This is a genomic window from Pseudonocardia xishanensis (genome assembly GCF_039541715.1).
In the GTDB taxonomy this organism is placed as follows: domain Bacteria; phylum Actinomycetota; class Actinomycetes; order Mycobacteriales; family Pseudonocardiaceae; genus Pseudonocardia; species Pseudonocardia xishanensis.
Genome location: NZ_BAABGT010000024.1, coordinates 67,202 through 84,228, shown reverse-complemented (window position 1 = coordinate 84,228; position 17,027 = coordinate 67,202). Strand labels below are relative to the sequence as shown.

Here is a 17,027-nt window from a genome sequence, read left to right as displayed (position 1 = left end):
ACCGTCACCCGCGTGGGTAGCGTGCGAACCGTCTGTTCCTACTGCGGCGTCGGCTGCGGGATGGTCCTCGACGTCGCCGACGGCCGGATCGTCAAGCTCCGCGGCGACACCGAGCACCCGGCGAACTTCGGCAGGCTGTGCACGAAGGGCGCCAACAGCGCCGAGATGCTCACCGCCGAGGGTCGCCTGGGCACCGCGCTGACCCGGCCCGAACGGGGCGCCGAGGCGCGTCCCACCCCCGTCGACCAGGCGATCTCGTTCACCGCGCGGCGGCTGCGCGCGATCCTGGACGAGCACGGCCCGGACGCGCTGTCGCTCTACGTCTCCGGCCAGATGACCCTCGAGGCCCAGTACCTGGCCACGAAGCTCGCGAAGGGCTTCTGGCGCACGAAGTGGATCGAGTCCAACTCGCGGCTGTGCATGGCCAGCGCAGGCACCGGCTACAAGCAGTCGCTCGGATCGGACGGCCCACCCGGCTCGTACGCGGACTTCGACACCGCGGACCTCTTCCTCGTCACCGGCGCGAACATGGCGGACTGCCACCCGATCCTGTTCCTGCGCATGATGGACCGGGTCAAGCAGGGCGCGACGCTGATCGTCGTCGACCCTCGGCGCACGGCCACGGCGGACAAGGCGGACCTGTTCCTCCAGATCCGGCCCGGCACGGATCTGGCACTGCTCAACGGCCTGCTCCACCTGCTGCTCCCGCACGTGGACGAGGAGTTCATCGCCGCGCGCACCGAGGGCTGGGAGGCGATGCCGGAGTTCCTCGCCGACTACGACCCGGCGTCGGTCGCGTCGATCACGGGCGTCCCGGAAGCCGACCTGCGCCGCGCGGCCGAGCTGATCGCGGGCGCCGAGAACTGGATGAGCTGCTGGACCATGGGGCTCAACCAGTCCACACACGGCACCTGGAACACGAACTCGCTGGTCAACCTGCACCTCGCCACCGGCGCGATCTGCAAGCCGGGGTCCGGCCCGTTCTCCCTGACCGGCCAGCCGAACGCCATGGGCGGCCGCGAGATGGGGTACATGGGGCCCGGCCTGCCCGGCCAGCGGGCCGTGCTGTCGGAGGCGGACCGCGCCTTCGTCGAGCGGCTGTGGAAGATCCCCGAGGGCACCATCCGGCCGGACGTCGACACCGGCACCATCGCCATGTTCGACCGGATGGCCGAGGGCGAGATCAAGGCCTGCTGGATCGTCTGCACCAACCCGGTGGCGAGCGTGGGGAACCGCGGGCGGGTCATCGAGGCCCTGGAGCGGGCCGAGTTCGTCGTCGCGCAGGACGTGTACGAGTCCACCGAGACCAACCCGTACGCGGACGTCGTGCTGCCGGCGAGCATGTGGGCCGAGCTCGAGGGCATCATGATCAACTCGGAGCGGAACCTCACGCTGCTCCAGCCCGCCGTCGCCCCGCCCGGGGAGGCCCTGCCGGACTGGCAGATCATCGCCCGGGTCGCCTGCGAGATGGGCTACGCCGAGCACTTCACCTACTCCAGCGCGGAGGAGGTGTTCGAGGAGCTCAAGGGCGCCTTCAACCCCACCACCGGGTACGACGTCCGCGGCGTGACGTACGAGCGCCTGCGCGAGACCCCCGTCCAGTGGCCCGCCGCGCCCGGCGGCCCGGCCCGCAACCCGATCCGCTACCGGGACGGGTTCGCCACCCCGAGCGGCAAGGCGCAGTTCCTCCCGCGGCCGCACATGCCCGCCGCCGAGCTCCCGGACGACGACTTCCCGCTGGTCCTGACCACGGGCCGGGTCCAGCACCAGTGGCACACGCTGACCAAGACCGGCAGGGTCGGGAAGCTGAACAAGCTCAACCCCGGCCCGTTCGTGGAGATCAACCCCGCGGACGCCGCCGCCCTCGGCATCGCGGGCGGCGACCGGGTGGCGCTGAGCTCGCGCCGCGGCCGCGCGGTACTGCCGGCGGTGCTCACGGACCGGATGCGCCCGGGCGTCTGCTTCGCGCCCTTCCACTGGGCGGACCTGTTCGGCGAGTACCTCGCGGTCAACGCCGTCACGAACGACGCCGTGGACCCGGTCTCCTACCAGCCGGAGCTGAAGGCCTGCGCGATCTCCCTGGAGCGCGTCGCCCCCGCCCCGGGCGAGTCCGACCCCACCGCCCGCGAGTCCGACCCCACTGCCCGCGAGTCGCCCACCACCGCCCGCGAGCTCGACACTCCGGCGCGCCTGTCGGACACCTCGGCCGCGCTCGCCGCCGGTCTCGGCCTCGGTGACCTCACCCCGCCCGTCCTCACCGGCCCGGCCCGCACCTATCTCGCGGGCTTCCTCGCCGGCGTCGAGCGGGGCGCACCCGGCGTGCCGACCCTGCCTGCGGGCGCCCCCTTCGACACCGACTCCGCCGCGTGGATCAACGGCATGCTGGCAGGCGCGTTCTCCCGAGGCGACGCCGCCGTGGCGCCGGCCGAGCAGGGGCGTCCGGTGCTCGTGCTCTGGGCCTCGCAGACCGGGAACGCGGAGGAGATCGCCGAGACCCTCGCGGGCAGGCTCGGCGAGGCGGGGCGTGCCCCGCGGCTGGTCTCGATGGCCGACCTCGGCCCGGACGAGGTGCCGGTCGGGGTCGATCTCGTCGTCGTGACGAGTACGTTCGGGGACGGCGACGCCCCGGACGTCGGCACCGACTTCTGGTCGGCGCTCGCCGCGGACCGGCCCGGCTACGAGGACCTGCGGTTCGCGGTCCTGGCCCTCGGCGACCCGACCTACAGCGAGTTCTGCGGGCACGGCAGGCGCCTCGACGCCCGGCTCGCCGAGCTGGGCGGCGAGCGGCTGTTGGACCGGGTGGACCTCGACCCGGACTACGAGGAGCCCGCGAAGGCGTGGATCGACGCCGTGGTCGGGGTGTTGGCGGGGGGCCGCGCGCCCGCCCGCACCGCACCCGTCGCGCCGGCGGCGAGCAGGCCGAAGCGGCCCACCGCCGTCGACGCCCTGCTCCGCGAGACCACCCTGCTCAGCCTTCCCGGGTCCGCGAAGGAGGTCCGGCGCTTCACCTTCCGCGGCACCGGGTTCGGCTACCAGGCGGGAGACGCGCTCATTGTCAGCCCGGTGAACCATCCCGAGCTGGTCGCCGAGTGGCTCGAGCTGACCGGGCGCGAGGCGGACGACCCCGTCACCGTCCGCGGCACGGAGATGGCCTTCGCGGAGGCGTTGACCACCCGGCTGGACATCGCCCGGATCACCCCGGGCCTGCTCTCCTTCGTCGCCGAGCGGACCGGCGACCGCACGCTGAAGGAGCTGCTGCGCGCCGGCCACGACACCGACCTCGCCCGCTGGACCTGGGACCGGCAGGCGCCGGACGTGCTCGCCGAGTTCCGGGTGGACGCGAGCGCCCAGGACTGGGTGGACTCGCTCGGCACCCTCGCCCCGCGCCAGTACTCGATCTCCTCCAGTCCGCTGACCAGCCCGGACGAGATCTCGCTGACGGTCTCGGTCGTCCGGTTCACCAGCAGGCACGGGCGGCCGCGGCGCGGGGTCTGCTCCACCTTCCTGGCGGACGCCGCCGCGGACCGGTCGACCCAGGTGCTCGTCAAGCCCGCCCCGCGGTTCCGCCCGCCCGCGGACGCCGACACGCCGATGATCATGGTGGGGCCCGGGACCGGCGTGGCGCCGTTCATGGGGTTCCTGGACGACCGGCGGGCGCGCGGGCATCGCGGCCGCAATTGGCTGTTCTTCGGCGAGCAGCGCCACGACACGGACTTCTACTACCGGGACGAGCTGGAGCGGATGCGCGCGGACGGCTCGCTCACCCGCCTGGACGTGGCCTTCTCCCGCGACCAGCGGCACAAGGTCTACGTGCAGGACCGGATGCGCGAGCACGGTGCCGAGCTGTGGCGCTGGCTGGACGCCGGCGCCCACTTCTACGTGTGCGGGGACGCGAGCCGGATGGCCAAGGACGTCGACACCGCGCTGCGGGACGTGGTGACCACCCACGGCGGCCTGCCCGCGGACCAGGCCGCGGCCTACGTCAAGCGCATGACGACGGAGGGGCGCTACGCCCGGGACGTCTACTGACGCTGACACACTCCGGCGTCTGGACCCGGGTGCCGGGGAGCGAGACGATGCCCGTCCCAGGGCGTGCGTCATGGTGAGACCGACGGTGGTGCGTGCGGGCGAGGCGTGCACGGGCAGGCAGGGACCGGACTACGCGCCGGGGATCAGCGCGGACAGTGTCGGGGCGCTGTGGCTCGGCTCGGTCCTGTCCCCGCACGGCGGCCGGACCCGCACCCACGTGCGCGAGGACCACGAGTCCGCCTTCTTCCTCGAGGGGGACGAGCAGGAGAGCGTCCGGCTCCTGCCGGACCTGGACGCGCTCGTCCCGTAGCCCGTGCGACGATCCCCTGGATGAGATCCTTCGACGTACTGGTGGCGGACGAGCGCGCGCAGCTGGAGGCGTTCGTCGAGGAGTACCGCGACAAGATCGAGCGAATGCTGGAGGACCTCACCGAGGAGCAGGTGCGCCGCAGGCTCGTCCCCTCGGCGACGACGCTGCTGGGCCTGCTCAAGCACGTCACGTGGATGCAGCGGGTGTGGTTCGAGGAGTGCATCGGCGGCACGCCCCGCCACGAGCTCGGCCTCGTCAGCAGCCCGGACGAGTCCTTCCGCATCGACGAGGCGGACACCGTCGCCGGCCTCACCGCGGCCCACCGGCAGGCCTGTGCCACGGCCCGGGCGATCGTGGCCGACCTTCCGCTGGACACCGTCGTGACGGGCCACCGCGGCGGCCCCCGCACCGTGGGTTGGGTCCATCTCCAGGTGCTACGCGAGCTCGCCCACCACTGCGGGCACGCCGACATCCTGCGCGAACAGATCCTCGCGGGCTGACTCACCGGCCCAGCACGGCGGTCAGTATCCCGGTCAGTACCCGGCGGAGGAGATCGTCCGCGGGCGGGCCGGGGGCGGCGTTCGCCAGTGCGGCGGTCAGTGCGGGATGACGGGCCGCGTCCAGGTTACGGAAGATCTCCGGCCCCGCTGCGGGCCCGGCCGCCCCGAACAGCGCGGCGACGCCGTTGGCCAGGGCGAGGGCTTCCATGACCGCGGTGGTCGGCGCCCCGAGCGGCGCCAGCACGGCCATCCCCCACTCCAGGTGGTCCAGCACGTGCGGCCCCATCACGGCCGTCGACGCCGCGCCCAGCCACCGATGCTCCCGATGCAGGACGACCTGCTGTTCGGTGACGGCCAGCAGGTCGCCCACCCAGTCCCCACTCGGCTCGGGATGGCGCAGCTCGGCGCTGACCAGGTCGACCATGTGGCCCAGCAGCTCATCGCGCGAGGCGACGTAGCGGTAGAGCGCGGGCGCGCTCGTCCCGACCGCCGCGGCGACCGACCGCATCGTCACGGCGTCCAGCCCACCCCGATCGGCCAGCGCGACGGCCGCCGCGGCGATCCCGGGGATCGTGAGGGACCGCGCGGGTCCGGGTCGAGAGGCGTTCATCGGGGACAGAATATCTGTTAACGTTGTTCGCAGATAGGAGGCCGCGATGATCGAGTACGCGACCAACGGCGAGGTGCGTCTCGCCTACGAACGGTTCGGCGGCGACGGCGAGCCGCTGCTGCTGATCATGGGTCTGGACTTCCAGATGGTCTGGTGGCCGGACGCGTTCATCGAGCGGCTGGTCGAGGCGGGGTTCGCGGTCGTCCGGTTCGACAACCGGGACACCGGCCTCTCCACGAGCTTCGCGCCGCTCGAGCGCCCCGCGCCGTACAAGGCCCTGCTGGGCGGGGTCGCCCCCGCCTACACCGCGCGGGACATGCTGGACGACGTGCTCGCCGTCCTCGACGCCGTCGGCTGGCGCAGCGCCCACGTCATGGGCGGCTCGATGGGCGCGGGCCTCGCCCAGGCGCTGGCGATGGAGCACCCCGACCGGGTGCGGACGCTCGTCAGCGCGGTGGGGGCGCCGGTGGACGTCGGCATCCTGCGGACGCTTCGGTACGTGCGGCCGGGGGTCTTCCGCACGCTGGCCCGGATCCGGCCCGGCGACTCGGACGAGGAGCAGATCGACGCGCTCGTCGAGATCTACCGGGCCATCGCCTCACCCGGCTACCCGTTCCCCGAGGAGTGGGCGCGGGAGGCGGCACGGATCAGCCATGCGCGCCATCCGCGCGACCAGGCCACGACCCAACGCCAGCTCGCCGCGGGCCGTGCCCACCGCTACCCGAGCCTCTCGACGATCACCGCGCCGACCCTGGTGATCTCCGGCCGTGACGATCCGCTGATCCGCCTGCAGGCCGGCCGCGACACGGCCCGCCGCATCCCCGGCGCCCGCTTCGTCGTCTACCCCGGCATGGGCCATGCCATCCCCGCCGAGCTGTTCGACGAGGTGGTGGGCGAGATCAGTCGCCTCGCCGCCGTCCCCACCTGACTGACGGGTCAGCTGCGAGTCGTGTCGCGTGGCTCTCCCCCGAGCCGGTCACCCGCACCCGCGGCCAACTCAAGACCGACACCCTCGTCGAACGCCTCACCGGCACCGCCCCCACCCAACCGGTGACCGCGGCGGGAGATCCAGGTCCTCGTCCCCTCGAGTCCCTCGTCGACACCGACGGACCACTCCCCGTGGAACTGCCGGGCTCCACCGCTGGAAAGACGGCGGACCCACCACACTGGACAACGGCGCGGGCGAGTGCACCTTCCACAACCTCGTCCGCGAGACACCGCCACAGGCGAGCCCGCCCGGCCGTGGCTCCGGCGAGCCGCCGGGTTGGTCGCTCGGGCGGCTTCATCGCGGGTTCGGCCATGTCAGGGGAGACCTCGCTTCGGTAGCCATCTCGGTGCGCCGTGAGGAGACCACCCCCTGGCTACCGAGTGGTGGTGTGGGCGGAAGCCGCAAATCAGATGTCGATCTTCGGGAAGCTCGGCATGCTCGTGGCGTGGCGAAGGTGACGGCTGGACTGATCGTGATCTACACCGAGCGGCTCGACCAGTGTCGGGACTTCTACGGCGCGCTCGGCCTGGACCTGGTGCGGGAGCAGCACGGCTCCGGGCCGGTGCACTACGCCGCGGAGCTGGAGGGTGGCCTCGTGCTGGAGATCTATCCGGGGAGCGCAGAGCAACACACGGGTCGGTTGCGGCTCGGGCTGACCGTGCCTGCGACAGCCCGGCTGTCTGAGGGCGAGCGCCGACTGACGGATCCCGACGGTCGGACCATCGTCGTCACGGTGGGCAGGGCCGGATAGCAGGTGCCGCCGACCGCGGGACCTCGTCACCCAGCAGGTCGCACCTTTCCCGAGCAGTGCGATCAACGCCACCCGAGACTGCCGCCGAACAGCCTGCTCCGCCTCACCGAGACCGCGATGACGAGCGCGCTGGGATGACCGTCCAGGGAGTATGCGGAGCAGGAGCCTCCGGGCCTTCGTCCGCGACCGTTGCTGCGCAAACACATTCGCACCGCAGCTCGGCGACGTCGCGCTCGGCGGACCGACCACGCCGCGCGTCCGGTGATGGAGGGCCGGACTCCTCGCGACGGGCGAAGGCGTACCGGCCACTGCGCGCCGCCCTCACTACGCTGGCGAGGAAGGGAATCGAACCCGCGTAGTCAGCGTGGGAATCGGGGTGATCCCGCGCCGCCCCGGTCCTGACCTGCGGCCCTGCGCGGCCTCGGTTGCCCGTGGTTGACCCCTGCTGGCCCCCGTTGCGGGCACGCCCTGCCACTCGTCGCGGAGCAGCACGTGAACCACGTACGGGGCGTCGTCCTGTTCTCGGGTGGCTCCATTGATCAAACCGCGGCTCTTGATCTCCCCGGCATACCTCATGCCGATGCGCTCCATGACGGCGCGCGATGGGGCGTTGTGGCGGAGGGTGCAGGAGACGACGGCATTGGCGCCCAGGACGGTGAAGGCGAAGGCGAGGCCCGCCCGTCCGATCTCCGAGGCATAGCCGAGTCCTCGGAACTCGTGGCGGACGGCCCAGCCGATCTCCAGCCAGTTCGCGTGTGCGGTGAAGGGGAAGGGGGCGTCGTGCGCTTCCCGTGTCCAGGGCTCGTCGGGTAGGAACTCGTAGATCTGTCCCCAGTCCGCGTCGGCCGCGGTCCGCGACAGTCCGCCACGCCCTACGACCTGGCCGTCGTCTCGCTGGTAGGCGATCCACTTGTGGACTCCGTGGAGACGCCAGGACTCGTCCATGAGCGCGGCCCGCCGCTCGATCTGTCCACGTGTCGGCTTGTGCGCGCTGTACCAGGGCCAGACCTCGTCGTCGCTGTGGACGAGCCAGAGGTCGTCGGCGTGGCTCTTCGTCACGGGGTCGAGGCGGAGCCGGGAAGTGAGACGGGCGCCTGCATGATCGCTCAATGCCGGCGTCGGCTGGTCGTCAGCATGAGTCGACGGTATGCGCATCGGTGTGCGGTGGTCAGCCGGTATCTGCCGATGAGTCGAATGCCCGGACGGCCCGCGCCGCCGGGGGCGGCGCCCTGATCGACGGTCCCGAGACTCACCTCCGCGGCGAAGAGCTGGTCAAGCGGCTGGAGATCGAGAAGGGCAAGCTCGGCGTCGCGGGTGTCCTCACGTGGCCGGGTCGCCACTGCTTCGTAGGACGGCTCAGGACATGTGGCGGGCACGCTAGCGATGTCGATCTGGGAACGACGAAGGCCCAGCTCCGGTGTGGACACCGTCTGAGCTGGGCCTTTGTTCTGAGAGCGGATGACGGGAATCGAACCCGCGTATTCAGCTTGGGAAGCTGATGTTCTACCATTGAACTACATCCGCAGCGCGTGCCAGCGACTCTAGCATCCCCGCCGCACCCCCCGATCCACCTCCCCGGATAGGCTCCGCGGCGTGCTGCTCTCGGACCGCGACCTGCGCAAGGAGATCGACTCCGGGCGTCTCGGGCTGGACCCGTGGGACGAGGCCATGCTCCAGCCGTCGAGCATCGACGTCCGGCTGGACCGGTTCTTCCGGGTCTTCCAGAACTCGCGCTACACCCACATCGACCCGTCGATCCAGCAGGACGAGCTGACGAGTCCGGTCGAGACGTCCGACGGCGACAACTTCGTCCTCCACCCCGGTGAGTTCGTGCTCGGCAGCACCTTCGAGCGGGTCTCCCTGCCGGACGATCTGGCGGGCAGGCTGGAGGGCAAGTCCAGCCTGGGGCGGCTTGGGCTGCTCACCCACTCGACCGCGGGGTTCATCGACCCGGGCTTCACCGGGCACATCACGCTCGAGCTGTCGAACGTGGCGAACCTGCCGATCACGCTGTGGCCGGGGATGAAGATCGGGCAGCTCTGCCTGTTCCGGTTGTCCAGCCCGGCCGAGCGGCCCTACGGCAGCGAGGGCGTCGGCTCCAAGTACCAGGGCCAGCGGGGGCCGACCCCCAGCAAGGCCTGGCTGAACTTCCAGCAGGCCGACACCCAGTAGGAAGGCGACGCGAGGGCTGCTCCCCAGTAGCCCCCGCGCCGCGAAGCTCGATCATGCAGAGCGCCCCACGGCGCCCGCTGATACCGATCAGGCCCGCGCGTCCCAACGGAAGTGGCGCTTGGCCAGCAGCCCGAACAGGACCGGCCACACGACCAGGGACGCGACCTGGACCGGGGAGAACGCGCTGCCGCCGTAGGCCACGTTCGCCAGGCTGCCCAGCGGCGCCCCGGGGACCAGGTTGACCACGGTCGCGATCCCCTCCAGCGGCAGGAACGCGAGCACGACCGCCCCGCCGACCATCACGAAGAACAGCGGCAGCGTCGTGATCTGGGCCCGCTCGGCCGTCGGCGTGACGACGGCGGTGGCCAGCGCCGCCGTCACCACCAGGGCGAGCCCGCCGACCGCGGCCAGGACGACGGGCAGCGGCGACGTGGGTACCGGCAGCCCGAACGCCACGTCGACCACGGCGAACAGCACCATCTGGACGACGGCCAGCACCACGACCGGCGCGATCGTGGCGGTGAGCAGGCCCGCGTCGGAGATTCCGCTGGTCCGCAGCCGCTTGAGCACCAGGTTCTGGCGCCGGGCGACGAGCGTCTGGGTCGCGGCGACGTAGATGCCCAGGCCGAGGACCATGGCCAACTGCATCGCGATGATCGAGGCGCCGGAGCCGTCGCCGAACCCGGTCAGCGCGAAGAACAGGCCGAGCCCGAGCGGGACGGCGAGCGTCGAGATGAGGACGGTCTTGTTGCGGAAGATCAGCCGCAGCTCGCTGCGGGTGAGGGCGAGGACGCGGTTCATCACTTCTCCTCCGAGCGGATCGACAGGTAGATGTCGGCCAGCGACGCGGGCGCCGCGCGCAGGTCGGTCAGCGTGACGCCCCGGTCCGCGGCCCAGCCGAGGAATGCGGTGAGGTCGCGCTGCAGGTCGTCGGTGTGGACGAGGACCTCCGGCCCGTCGAGGCCCCTCGGTGGCGCGACCCCCGCCGGCAGCGTCGCGGAGAACGACGACGGCCTGCTGGCCAGGATCTCCGCCAGCGACCCGGCCACGGCGACCCGGCCCTCGTGCATGATCGCGACCCGGTCGGCCAGCGCCTCGGCCTCCTCCAGGTAGTGCGTGGTCAGCACGACCGTCCGGCCGCCGTCCTGCAGCTCCTGGATGGCGTCCCAGGTCCGACGGCGGGCGGCCGGGTCGAGCCCGGTCGTCGGCTCGTCGAGCACGACGAGCTCGGGGGAGCCCCACACCGCCGTCGCCAGGTCGAGGCGACGCTTCTCGCCGCCGGACAGGGCGGAGACGCGCACGTCGCGCCGGGGGACCAGGTCGAAACGGTCCAGCAACCGCGCGACCCGGTCCTCCCGCGGGGAGAGCCGTCCCCACAGCTCCAGGGTCTCCCCGACGGTGAGCTCGTCGACGAACCCACCCTCCTGAAGCTGGATCCCCATCCGCTCACGCAGCAGGTGTCGCTCCCGGCCCGGGTCGAGCCCGAGCACCGACACCTCCCCCGCGCTGCGCGCACGGAACCCCTCCAGCACCTCCAGGGTCGTCGTCTTGCCCGCCCCGTTGGTGCCGAGCAGCGCGAACACCTCACCGCGCCGCACCTCCAGGTCCACCCCTCGCACGGCCTCGAAACCGCCGTACCGGACCCGGAGGTCACGGACGCCGATCGCCGTCTCGGTCCGCACTGCTGTCTCCGTCATGGCGATCACGGTGCCCGTCGGGACCCCCTCCCCGGTAGGACGGCACATCACCACTGCGGCTGACAGGCGCACGGCCTGGCATGACAGCTGTCATCGAGGTCGGCGGGGTGTGCGCGGGCTCGGCTAGCGTCGTCGACGTGGTGCTCACCCTCGAGGAGAAACGCGTCCGCGCCGCGCGCCGGTTCGGCCGGATCGGGCTGATCTGGACCACCCTGTCGTTCCTGTTCGCGCCGGCGTTCGCGCTGGTCCCGGGGTGGGACCCGCCTGGCGCCATCGCGGTGCTCGCGGTGCTGTTCGTGGCCGCGGTCGGGCTGCACCTCTGGCGGATCCGGCAGCACATCCGCGCGCTGGGGACGATCGCGCCGCCGTGGTTCGCGGCCGCGGCGGCGGTCGTCGGGGTGGCGCTGGTGTGGTTCGGGGTCTCGTCGAGCTCGACGGGCTGGATGTGGTCGATCCTGTCCGGGATCCTGCTCGGCGACATCGTCGCGGGGCTCCGCGGCCGGTACCTCGCGTTGTGGGTGGTGCTCGGCACCGTCGTCTGCGCCGTGCTCGCGTACGCCGCGGGCTGGTTCGTCGCGGACACGCCGCTGCCGGTGGCGCAGGCGGTCTCATCCGCCGCCATCACGGCGATCTACGTGGGGTCGTTCTGGATCCTGGACGTCGAGCGGCTGTGGTGGCTCAAGGCCGTCACCGACCTGGAGGACTCCCGCCGCTCGGCCGCCGAGCTGGCGACGGCCCGCGAGCGGCTGCGGCTGGCGGACGACCTGCACGACATCCTCGGCCACGCCCTGGAGGTCGTCGCGTTCAAAAGCGAGCTGGCGGCGCGGTTGCAGGAGTCCGACCCGGAGCGGGCGAGTGCGGAGATGGAGGCGGTCCAGCGGGTGGCCCGCGAGTCGTTGACCGAGGTCAGGGCGCTGGTGCGGAGCGGGCGGGACACCGACCTGGCCGTCGAGCTCGCCGGGGCGCGGGCGGTGCTGGGCTCGGCGGGCATCGTGTTGCAGGTGACCGGCGACGCGACCGTGGTGCCGCCGCGGGCCCGCAGCGTGCTCGGGCGGGTGCTGCGGGAGGGCATGACCAACGTCCTGCGGCACGCCCAGCCCAGCCACTGCGCGATCGAGATCGGCCCGGACCGCCTGGTGCTCACCAACGACGGCGTCACGAGCGGTCCGTCCGAGGGGGGCACGGGGCTGGCCGGGCTGGAGCGGTACCTGGAGGAGTCGCGGGGCAGGCTGACGGCCGGGCCGGACGGGCGTGGTGGGTTCCGCCTGGTGGCCGAGCTGAACGTCGAGCCCGAGGGGGCCCTCGGATGATCCGGCTGATCCTCGCGGACGACGAGTCGCTCACCCGCGGTGCCGTCGGGGCGCTGCTCGGACTGGAGTCCGACCTGACCGTGGTCGCCGAGGCGGGCGACGGGGACGAGGCCGTCGCGGTGATCCGCGAGCACACCCCGGACGTGGCGGTGCTCGACGTCGAGATGCCCGGCCGGGACGGCGCCGAGGTCGCCCACTGGGTGAAGGCCAACGCACCCGGGGTCCGCTGCATCATCCTCACCCGGCACGCCCGGCCCGGCGTCCTGCGTCGGGCACTGGCCGCCGGAGCAGCGGGTTTCGTGACGAAGAGCGCCCCCGCGTCGCAGCTCGCCGAGGTCATCCGCCGGGTCCACGGGGGCGGCCGGTACGTCGATCCCGACCTCGCGATGACGGCGCTGACCACGGAGGACTGCCCGCTGACGGACCGCGAGCTGGACGTCCTGCGCGCGGTGGAGTCCGCGGGTCCCGCGGGCACGGCGGCGGACATCGCGGCGAAGGTCCACCTCTCCGCCGGCACGGTCCGCAACTACCTGTCGTCGGCGATGCAGAAGCTGGGCGTGGCCACGCGGGTGGAGGCGGTGGAGCAGGCGCGGGACCACGGGTGGCTCTGAGCGCGAGGTCTCCGTGGGCGACGCCCGGGTGCCCCGCTCGCTAGGGTGACGGGCGATGGAGCGGCCCGAGCGACCCGGATCCCCTGCCGAGCCCGGCGGGGAGGTCGAGGCATGGCGCAGCGGGCGGCACTCGCCGGTCGAGGCGTCCTCGGACCAGCCGTCTCACCCGGGCCCCGCGCCCGACGACGCCCCCCGCGCCGACCCGCTCACCGCGCTGCGCCGGTTCCGGCCGCGGAGCTGGAAGGGCGCGACCGGCCTCGGGATCGTCGGCGCGGCGCTGCTGCTGTTCGTCTTCGTCGCGCTGGACGACCGGGCCCGCTGGTGGCTCCCGCTCGCGGCCGGGTTCGTCGTGCTCGTGCTCCTGTCCCTGCTGCGGCTGGACCGGCTGCTCAAGGGCTGGACCTGGCACGTCGCCGGGATCGCGCTGCTCGCCGGGCTCGTCGTCGAGACGAGCGGGAACCCGTGGGCGTGGGCGGCGGCCGTCAGCATCGGTGTGCTGGTCGCGGGGCTGCTGCGGCTGCCCCGGTGGCAGCTCGCCGCGGTCGGGGCGGCGCTCTGCGTCGTCTCGTTCGTCGGCTACCAGTTCCGCGCGAGCGAGGTGCGGCAGCAGGAGGAGCAGGTCGCGCAGCAGGCGGGCAACGAGATGCGGCAGGCGCTGGGGGAATCCCGGCCCGCGTTGGTGCTGGTAAAGCTGGACCGCGGGCTGCGAGACGCCGACGCGGATGCCGTCTGCCGGCTCCTCGATCCGCAGCCCACCGCCCAGTTGCTGCAGGCCACGGGCTCGCCGAGCTGTGCGGCGGCCGTCGCTCTGCTGCACGGGAGGGTCCCTGCGGGGACGCCCGAGCCCTCGGCGCCGCGCTCGTCGGGTGGTCAGCCCCAGCCGCCGGGCACGGTCGTGACGCTGGACGGCTGCGGCTCGATCTGGGGCACCGCGCTCCCGTCGCTCGGCACGGTGGACGCGATCCGTACGCAGGCCCCCGGCGAGACCTGGCGGGTCACGGCCCTGCGCCCCTGTGCTTCAGCGGCCTGACGCGACACGCCCGGCCGGCAGCCACCCGGGGCCTGCGTGAGGGTCCGGTGATCACCCCTACGAAAGATCAACAGGCCCTGCCGCGGGAGCGAACCCGCGTCAGGGCCTGATGATCACCGCGGGGGCTCAGGGGCTCGGGTCGGGCTTGCCCGTCGACTTCTCCGACGGCGCCTGGCCGTTGGTCTCCGGCTTGGGGGTGTGGCCGTTGGCCGAACCCGTGATCGGGTCGATCTCGGGCCGGGCCTCCGTGCCGGGGGTGGGCGAGTCGCTGATCAGGGCGTCCTTGGCCGGGCCGTCCTCGGTCTCGGCCGGGCCGTCCTTCGCCGACGCCGCCAGCGCCTCGTCGTTCTTCTCGGTGGTGACCTCGGACCGCTCCGCCGCGGGGCCGTCGGTGGTCGACTCCGGAGCCGGGTCGGCCTGCTCGGTGGTCACCGGCTCGGCGGTCGTCGCCGCGGCCTCCGGAGAGGTCTCGGCGTTCGCCGCGCCGGAGTCGGCCGCGCTCGCGGGCGAGTTCTCGGTCAGCGGGGCGTCGGTGGTCTGCTCGACCTCGCCCGTCGTGGACTCGGTCGGCTCCTGCGCGTCGCCGCGCTGGACGGCGGCGAGCAGCATCTGCGCGACGTCCTGGACCTGCACGTTCTCGCCGACGCCTTCGGCCTGCTTGGCGGTGAGCCCGTCGCCGATCATGGTGCGGCAGAACGGGCAGCCGACGGCGATCGTCCCGGTGTTCGAGGCGCCGAGGGTGTCGATGGCCTCGGTGGTGCGGGTGATGTTGATCCGCTGCCCGATCCGCTCCTCCATCCACATCCGCGCGCCACCGGCGCCACAGCACAGGGAACGGTCGGCGTGGCGGGGCATCTCGGTGAGCGTCCCGACCGCGGAGACCAGCTCGCGGGGCTCCTCGTAGACCTCGTTGTGCCTGCCGAGGTAGCAGGGGTCGTGGTAGGTGACCTGCGTGGCGGTGTCCGGGTCCGAGACGGGCACGAGTTTGCCGGTGCGGACGAGCTTGTTGAGCAGCTGGGTGTGGTGGATGACCTCGTAGTGCCCGTCGAGCTGCGGGTACTCCCGAGACAGCGAGTTCAGGCAGTGCGGGCAGGTCGTGACGATCTTGCGGGTGCCGGGCTCGCGGCCCTCGAACACGGCGTTGAGCATCTCGGCGGTCTGCTGGGCCATCATCTGGAACAGGAACTCGTTGCCCGCGCGCCGTGCCGGGTCACCGGTGCAGGTCTCCTCGGTGCCCAGGACCACGTAGTTCACCCCGGCGCGGTGGAGCAGCTCGGCGGTGGCCTTGGTGGTCTTCTTCGCGTTGTCGTCGAACGCGCCCGCGCAGCCGACCCAGTAGACGTACTCGGTGTCGGCGGAGAGCTCGCCGTCGAACACCGGGACCTCGAAGGGCAGCTCGGTGGCCCAGGCGAGGCGGTCCTTCTGGTTCGACCCCCAGGGGTTGCCCTTGTTCTCCAGGTTCTTGAACAGACCGGACAGCTCCGTGGGGAACTCGGTCTCGATCATGACCTGGTAGCGGCGCATGTCGATGATGTGGTCGACGTGCTCGATGTCCACCGGGCACTGCTCCACGCACGCCCCACAGCTGGTGCAGGACCACAGGATGTCCGGGTCGATGACCCCGAGGACGTCCTCGCCGCCGATCAGCGGGCGCTCGGCCTCCTTGCGGGCGGACTCCGGGATCGCCGCCAGGCGCGCCTCGGCGCCCTCGCCGGTGATGCCGACCTCATCGCCGGTCATGTCCTTGCTGCCGCCCGCGAGCAGGTAGGGGGCCTTGGCGTAGGCGTGGTCACGCAGGGCGTTGACCAGCAGCTTCGGCGAGAGCGGCTTCTCGGTGTTCCACGCCGGGCACTGCGACTGGCAGCGACCGCACTCGGTGCAAGTGGTGAAGTCCAGCAGGCCCTTCCAGGTGAAGTCCTCGACCTTCCCGACGCCGAACACGTCGGTGTCCGGATCGGCCTCCTCCAGGTCCAGGACCTTCCCGCCCGAGGTCATCGGCTTGACGTTGCCGAGGGCCTTGCGCCCGTCGTCCTCGCGCTTGAAGTAGATGTTGAAGAACGCGGTGAACCGGTGCCAGGCCACACCCATGGTCGGCTTGGCGGCGATCACGATCAGCCAGATCATCGCCGAGAGCACCTTGACCGCGGCGAAGACCGACACCAGCGCCGTCGACGCCGGGAGGATCTGACCCAGGGCGAGCGAGACCGGGGCGGACCAGGTCGGCACGTCGAACGCGCCCAGCGCCGACTTCGCGCCGCGCACCACCAGGATGCCCAGGCCCTCGAGGAACACCACGGCCTCGACGAAGTACGCCCGGCCCATGTTCGAGCCGTAGAACCGCGACTCCCGCCCGAGCCTGCGCGGGTTGCGCACCTGCCGGTAGATGATCAGCGGGATGATGCCGACGATGGTGCCGACGCCCAGGATCTCCACCCACAGCGAATAGGGGCCCCACTCGCCGATGATCGGCAGGTGGAAGGTCGGGTTCCACACCTCGACGAACGCCTCGACCAGCGCCAGGATCAGCCCGCCGAAGCCGACCATCACCAGCCAGTGGAAGACCCCGACGTGGCTCCACTTCATCATCCGCGTGTGGAGCAGCACCTCTTTGGCCATCGTCGCGAAGCGCGCCCCGAAGGGCCCCGTCCGCGACGGGTCCGGCTGCCCCAGCCGGATGATGGCGATCATGCTCGCGGTCGTGCGCCACACCAACGCCACAGCCGCCACCGCGGTCAGCGCCGTGATCGGGCCGAGCACCCACTGGACCCAGGTCATCGGTCGAACCTCCCCGTCGAACTCCCGGCAGAAGGCTAGGTTACTCGTCGGTAGCACTCCGAACGGCCTCGCTGCGGTTCGCGACCTCGTCGCGTGGCCGGAGAATAAGGCACTGAACGAGCGATCTGCCCTGTGACAGGGGTGGCACACGAGGTGTTCGGCAGTCGCACACCGGCGTTGTGGCCGGTAGACGCGTTGTGTGAGGTGAACCTACTGAGAGCGGAATCACCGAAAAGTGTGCGCT

General features: G+C 72.1%; 14 protein-coding genes and 1 tRNA gene. 9 read left to right on the top strand and 6 right to left on the bottom strand.

Features of this window, described 5'->3' with window-relative positions; genetic code table 11:
• Positions 1 to 12 precede the first annotated feature (12 nt).
• The 3 genes from ABD993_RS07780 (at position 13) to ABD993_RS07770 (ending at position 4,839) form a co-directional block, all read left to right on the top strand.
• Positions 13 to 4,029, top strand: a complete 4,017-nt coding sequence (locus ABD993_RS07780; RefSeq protein ID WP_345414192.1) for a bifunctional nitrate reductase/sulfite reductase flavoprotein subunit alpha — start codon at positions 13 to 15, stop codon at positions 4,027 to 4,029.
• Positions 4,030 to 4,099: 70 nt separating this feature from the next.
• On the top strand, positions 4,100 to 4,339 hold the full coding sequence (locus ABD993_RS07775) for a hypothetical protein (RefSeq protein WP_345414191.1): 240 nt from the start codon (positions 4,100 to 4,102) through the stop codon (positions 4,337 to 4,339).
• 20 nt (positions 4,340 to 4,359) lie between these two features.
• Positions 4,360 to 4,839 carry a DinB family protein gene (locus tag ABD993_RS07770; RefSeq protein WP_345414189.1) on the top strand — a complete coding sequence of 160 codons (480 nt, stop codon included), beginning with the start codon at positions 4,360 to 4,362 and terminating at the stop codon, positions 4,837 to 4,839.
• Between the two features lies 1 nt (position 4,840).
• Here the strand turns inward: ABD993_RS07770 and ABD993_RS07765 are convergent, their stop codons facing one another.
• Positions 4,841 to 5,449, bottom strand: coding sequence for a TetR/AcrR family transcriptional regulator (locus ABD993_RS07765; protein WP_345414187.1), 609 nt, complete (start codon positions 5,447 to 5,449; stop codon positions 4,841 to 4,843).
• Between the two features lie 46 nt (positions 5,450 to 5,495).
• Here ABD993_RS07765 and ABD993_RS07760 point away from each other — a divergent pair, with 46 nt between their 5' ends.
• A complete protein-coding gene (locus ABD993_RS07760) occupies positions 5,496 to 6,377 on the top strand; it encodes an alpha/beta fold hydrolase (RefSeq protein ID WP_345414185.1) in 882 nt (293 codons plus the stop codon).
• A 505-nt stretch (positions 6,378 to 6,882) separates the two neighbouring features.
• Entirely contained in the window at positions 6,883 to 7,188 is a 306-nt protein-coding gene (locus ABD993_RS07755; RefSeq protein WP_345414183.1) for a VOC family protein, read from the top strand.
• Between the two features lie 324 nt (positions 7,189 to 7,512).
• On the opposite strand, the gene ABD993_RS07750 is transcribed toward ABD993_RS07755, so the two are convergent.
• Both ABD993_RS07750 and ABD993_RS07745 read right to left on the bottom strand, forming a co-directional pair.
• Positions 7,513 to 8,343 (bottom strand): GNAT family N-acetyltransferase, encoded by an 831-nt coding sequence (locus tag ABD993_RS07750; RefSeq protein WP_345414182.1) that lies wholly within the window; start codon positions 8,341 to 8,343, stop codon positions 7,513 to 7,515.
• 298 nt (positions 8,344 to 8,641) lie between these two features.
• A tRNA-Gly gene (locus ABD993_RS07745) sits at positions 8,642 to 8,712 on the bottom strand.
• A gap of 69 nt (positions 8,713 to 8,781) precedes the next feature.
• On the opposite strand from ABD993_RS07745, the gene dcd reads away from it, so the two are divergent.
• On the top strand, positions 8,782 to 9,360 hold the full coding sequence (gene dcd, locus ABD993_RS07740; RefSeq protein WP_345414181.1) for a dCTP deaminase: 579 nt from the start codon (positions 8,782 to 8,784) through the stop codon (positions 9,358 to 9,360).
• Positions 9,361 to 9,447: 87 nt separating this feature from the next.
• Here the strand turns inward: dcd and ABD993_RS07735 are convergent, their stop codons facing one another.
• Positions 9,448 to 10,161 carry an ABC transporter permease gene (locus ABD993_RS07735; RefSeq protein WP_345414180.1) on the bottom strand — a complete coding sequence of 238 codons (714 nt, stop codon included), beginning with the start codon at positions 10,159 to 10,161 and terminating at the stop codon, positions 9,448 to 9,450.
• Positions 10,161 to 11,057 (bottom strand): ABC transporter ATP-binding protein, encoded by an 897-nt coding sequence (locus ABD993_RS07730; RefSeq protein WP_345414178.1) that lies wholly within the window; start codon positions 11,055 to 11,057, stop codon positions 10,161 to 10,163. Before ABD993_RS07730 ends, ABD993_RS07735 begins: the two co-directional genes overlap by 1 nt.
• Positions 11,058 to 11,137: 80 nt before the next feature.
• Between ABD993_RS07730 and ABD993_RS07725 the strand changes: the two genes are divergently transcribed.
• Genes ABD993_RS07725 through ABD993_RS07715 form a run of 3 tightly spaced genes read left to right on the top strand, consistent with a single transcriptional unit; the run spans position 11,138 to position 14,008 of the window.
• A complete protein-coding gene (locus ABD993_RS07725) occupies positions 11,138 to 12,367 on the top strand; it encodes a sensor histidine kinase (RefSeq protein WP_345414176.1) in 1,230 nt (409 codons plus the stop codon).
• Positions 12,364 to 12,978 carry a response regulator transcription factor gene (locus tag ABD993_RS07720; protein WP_345414174.1) on the top strand — a complete coding sequence of 205 codons (615 nt, stop codon included), beginning with the start codon at positions 12,364 to 12,366 and terminating at the stop codon, positions 12,976 to 12,978. The genes ABD993_RS07725 and ABD993_RS07720 overlap by 4 nt, the downstream gene beginning before the upstream one ends.
• A gap of 55 nt (positions 12,979 to 13,033) precedes the next feature.
• Positions 13,034 to 14,008, top strand: a complete 975-nt coding sequence (locus ABD993_RS07715; protein WP_345414172.1) for a hypothetical protein — start codon at positions 13,034 to 13,036, stop codon at positions 14,006 to 14,008.
• Positions 14,009 to 14,134: 126 nt separating this feature from the next.
• Here ABD993_RS07715 and ABD993_RS07710 read toward each other — a convergent pair whose 3' ends face one another.
• A complete protein-coding gene (locus ABD993_RS07710) occupies positions 14,135 to 16,783 on the bottom strand; it encodes a heterodisulfide reductase-related iron-sulfur binding cluster (RefSeq protein ID WP_345414170.1) in 2,649 nt (882 codons plus the stop codon).
• Between the last annotated feature and the right edge of the window lie 244 nt (positions 16,784 to 17,027).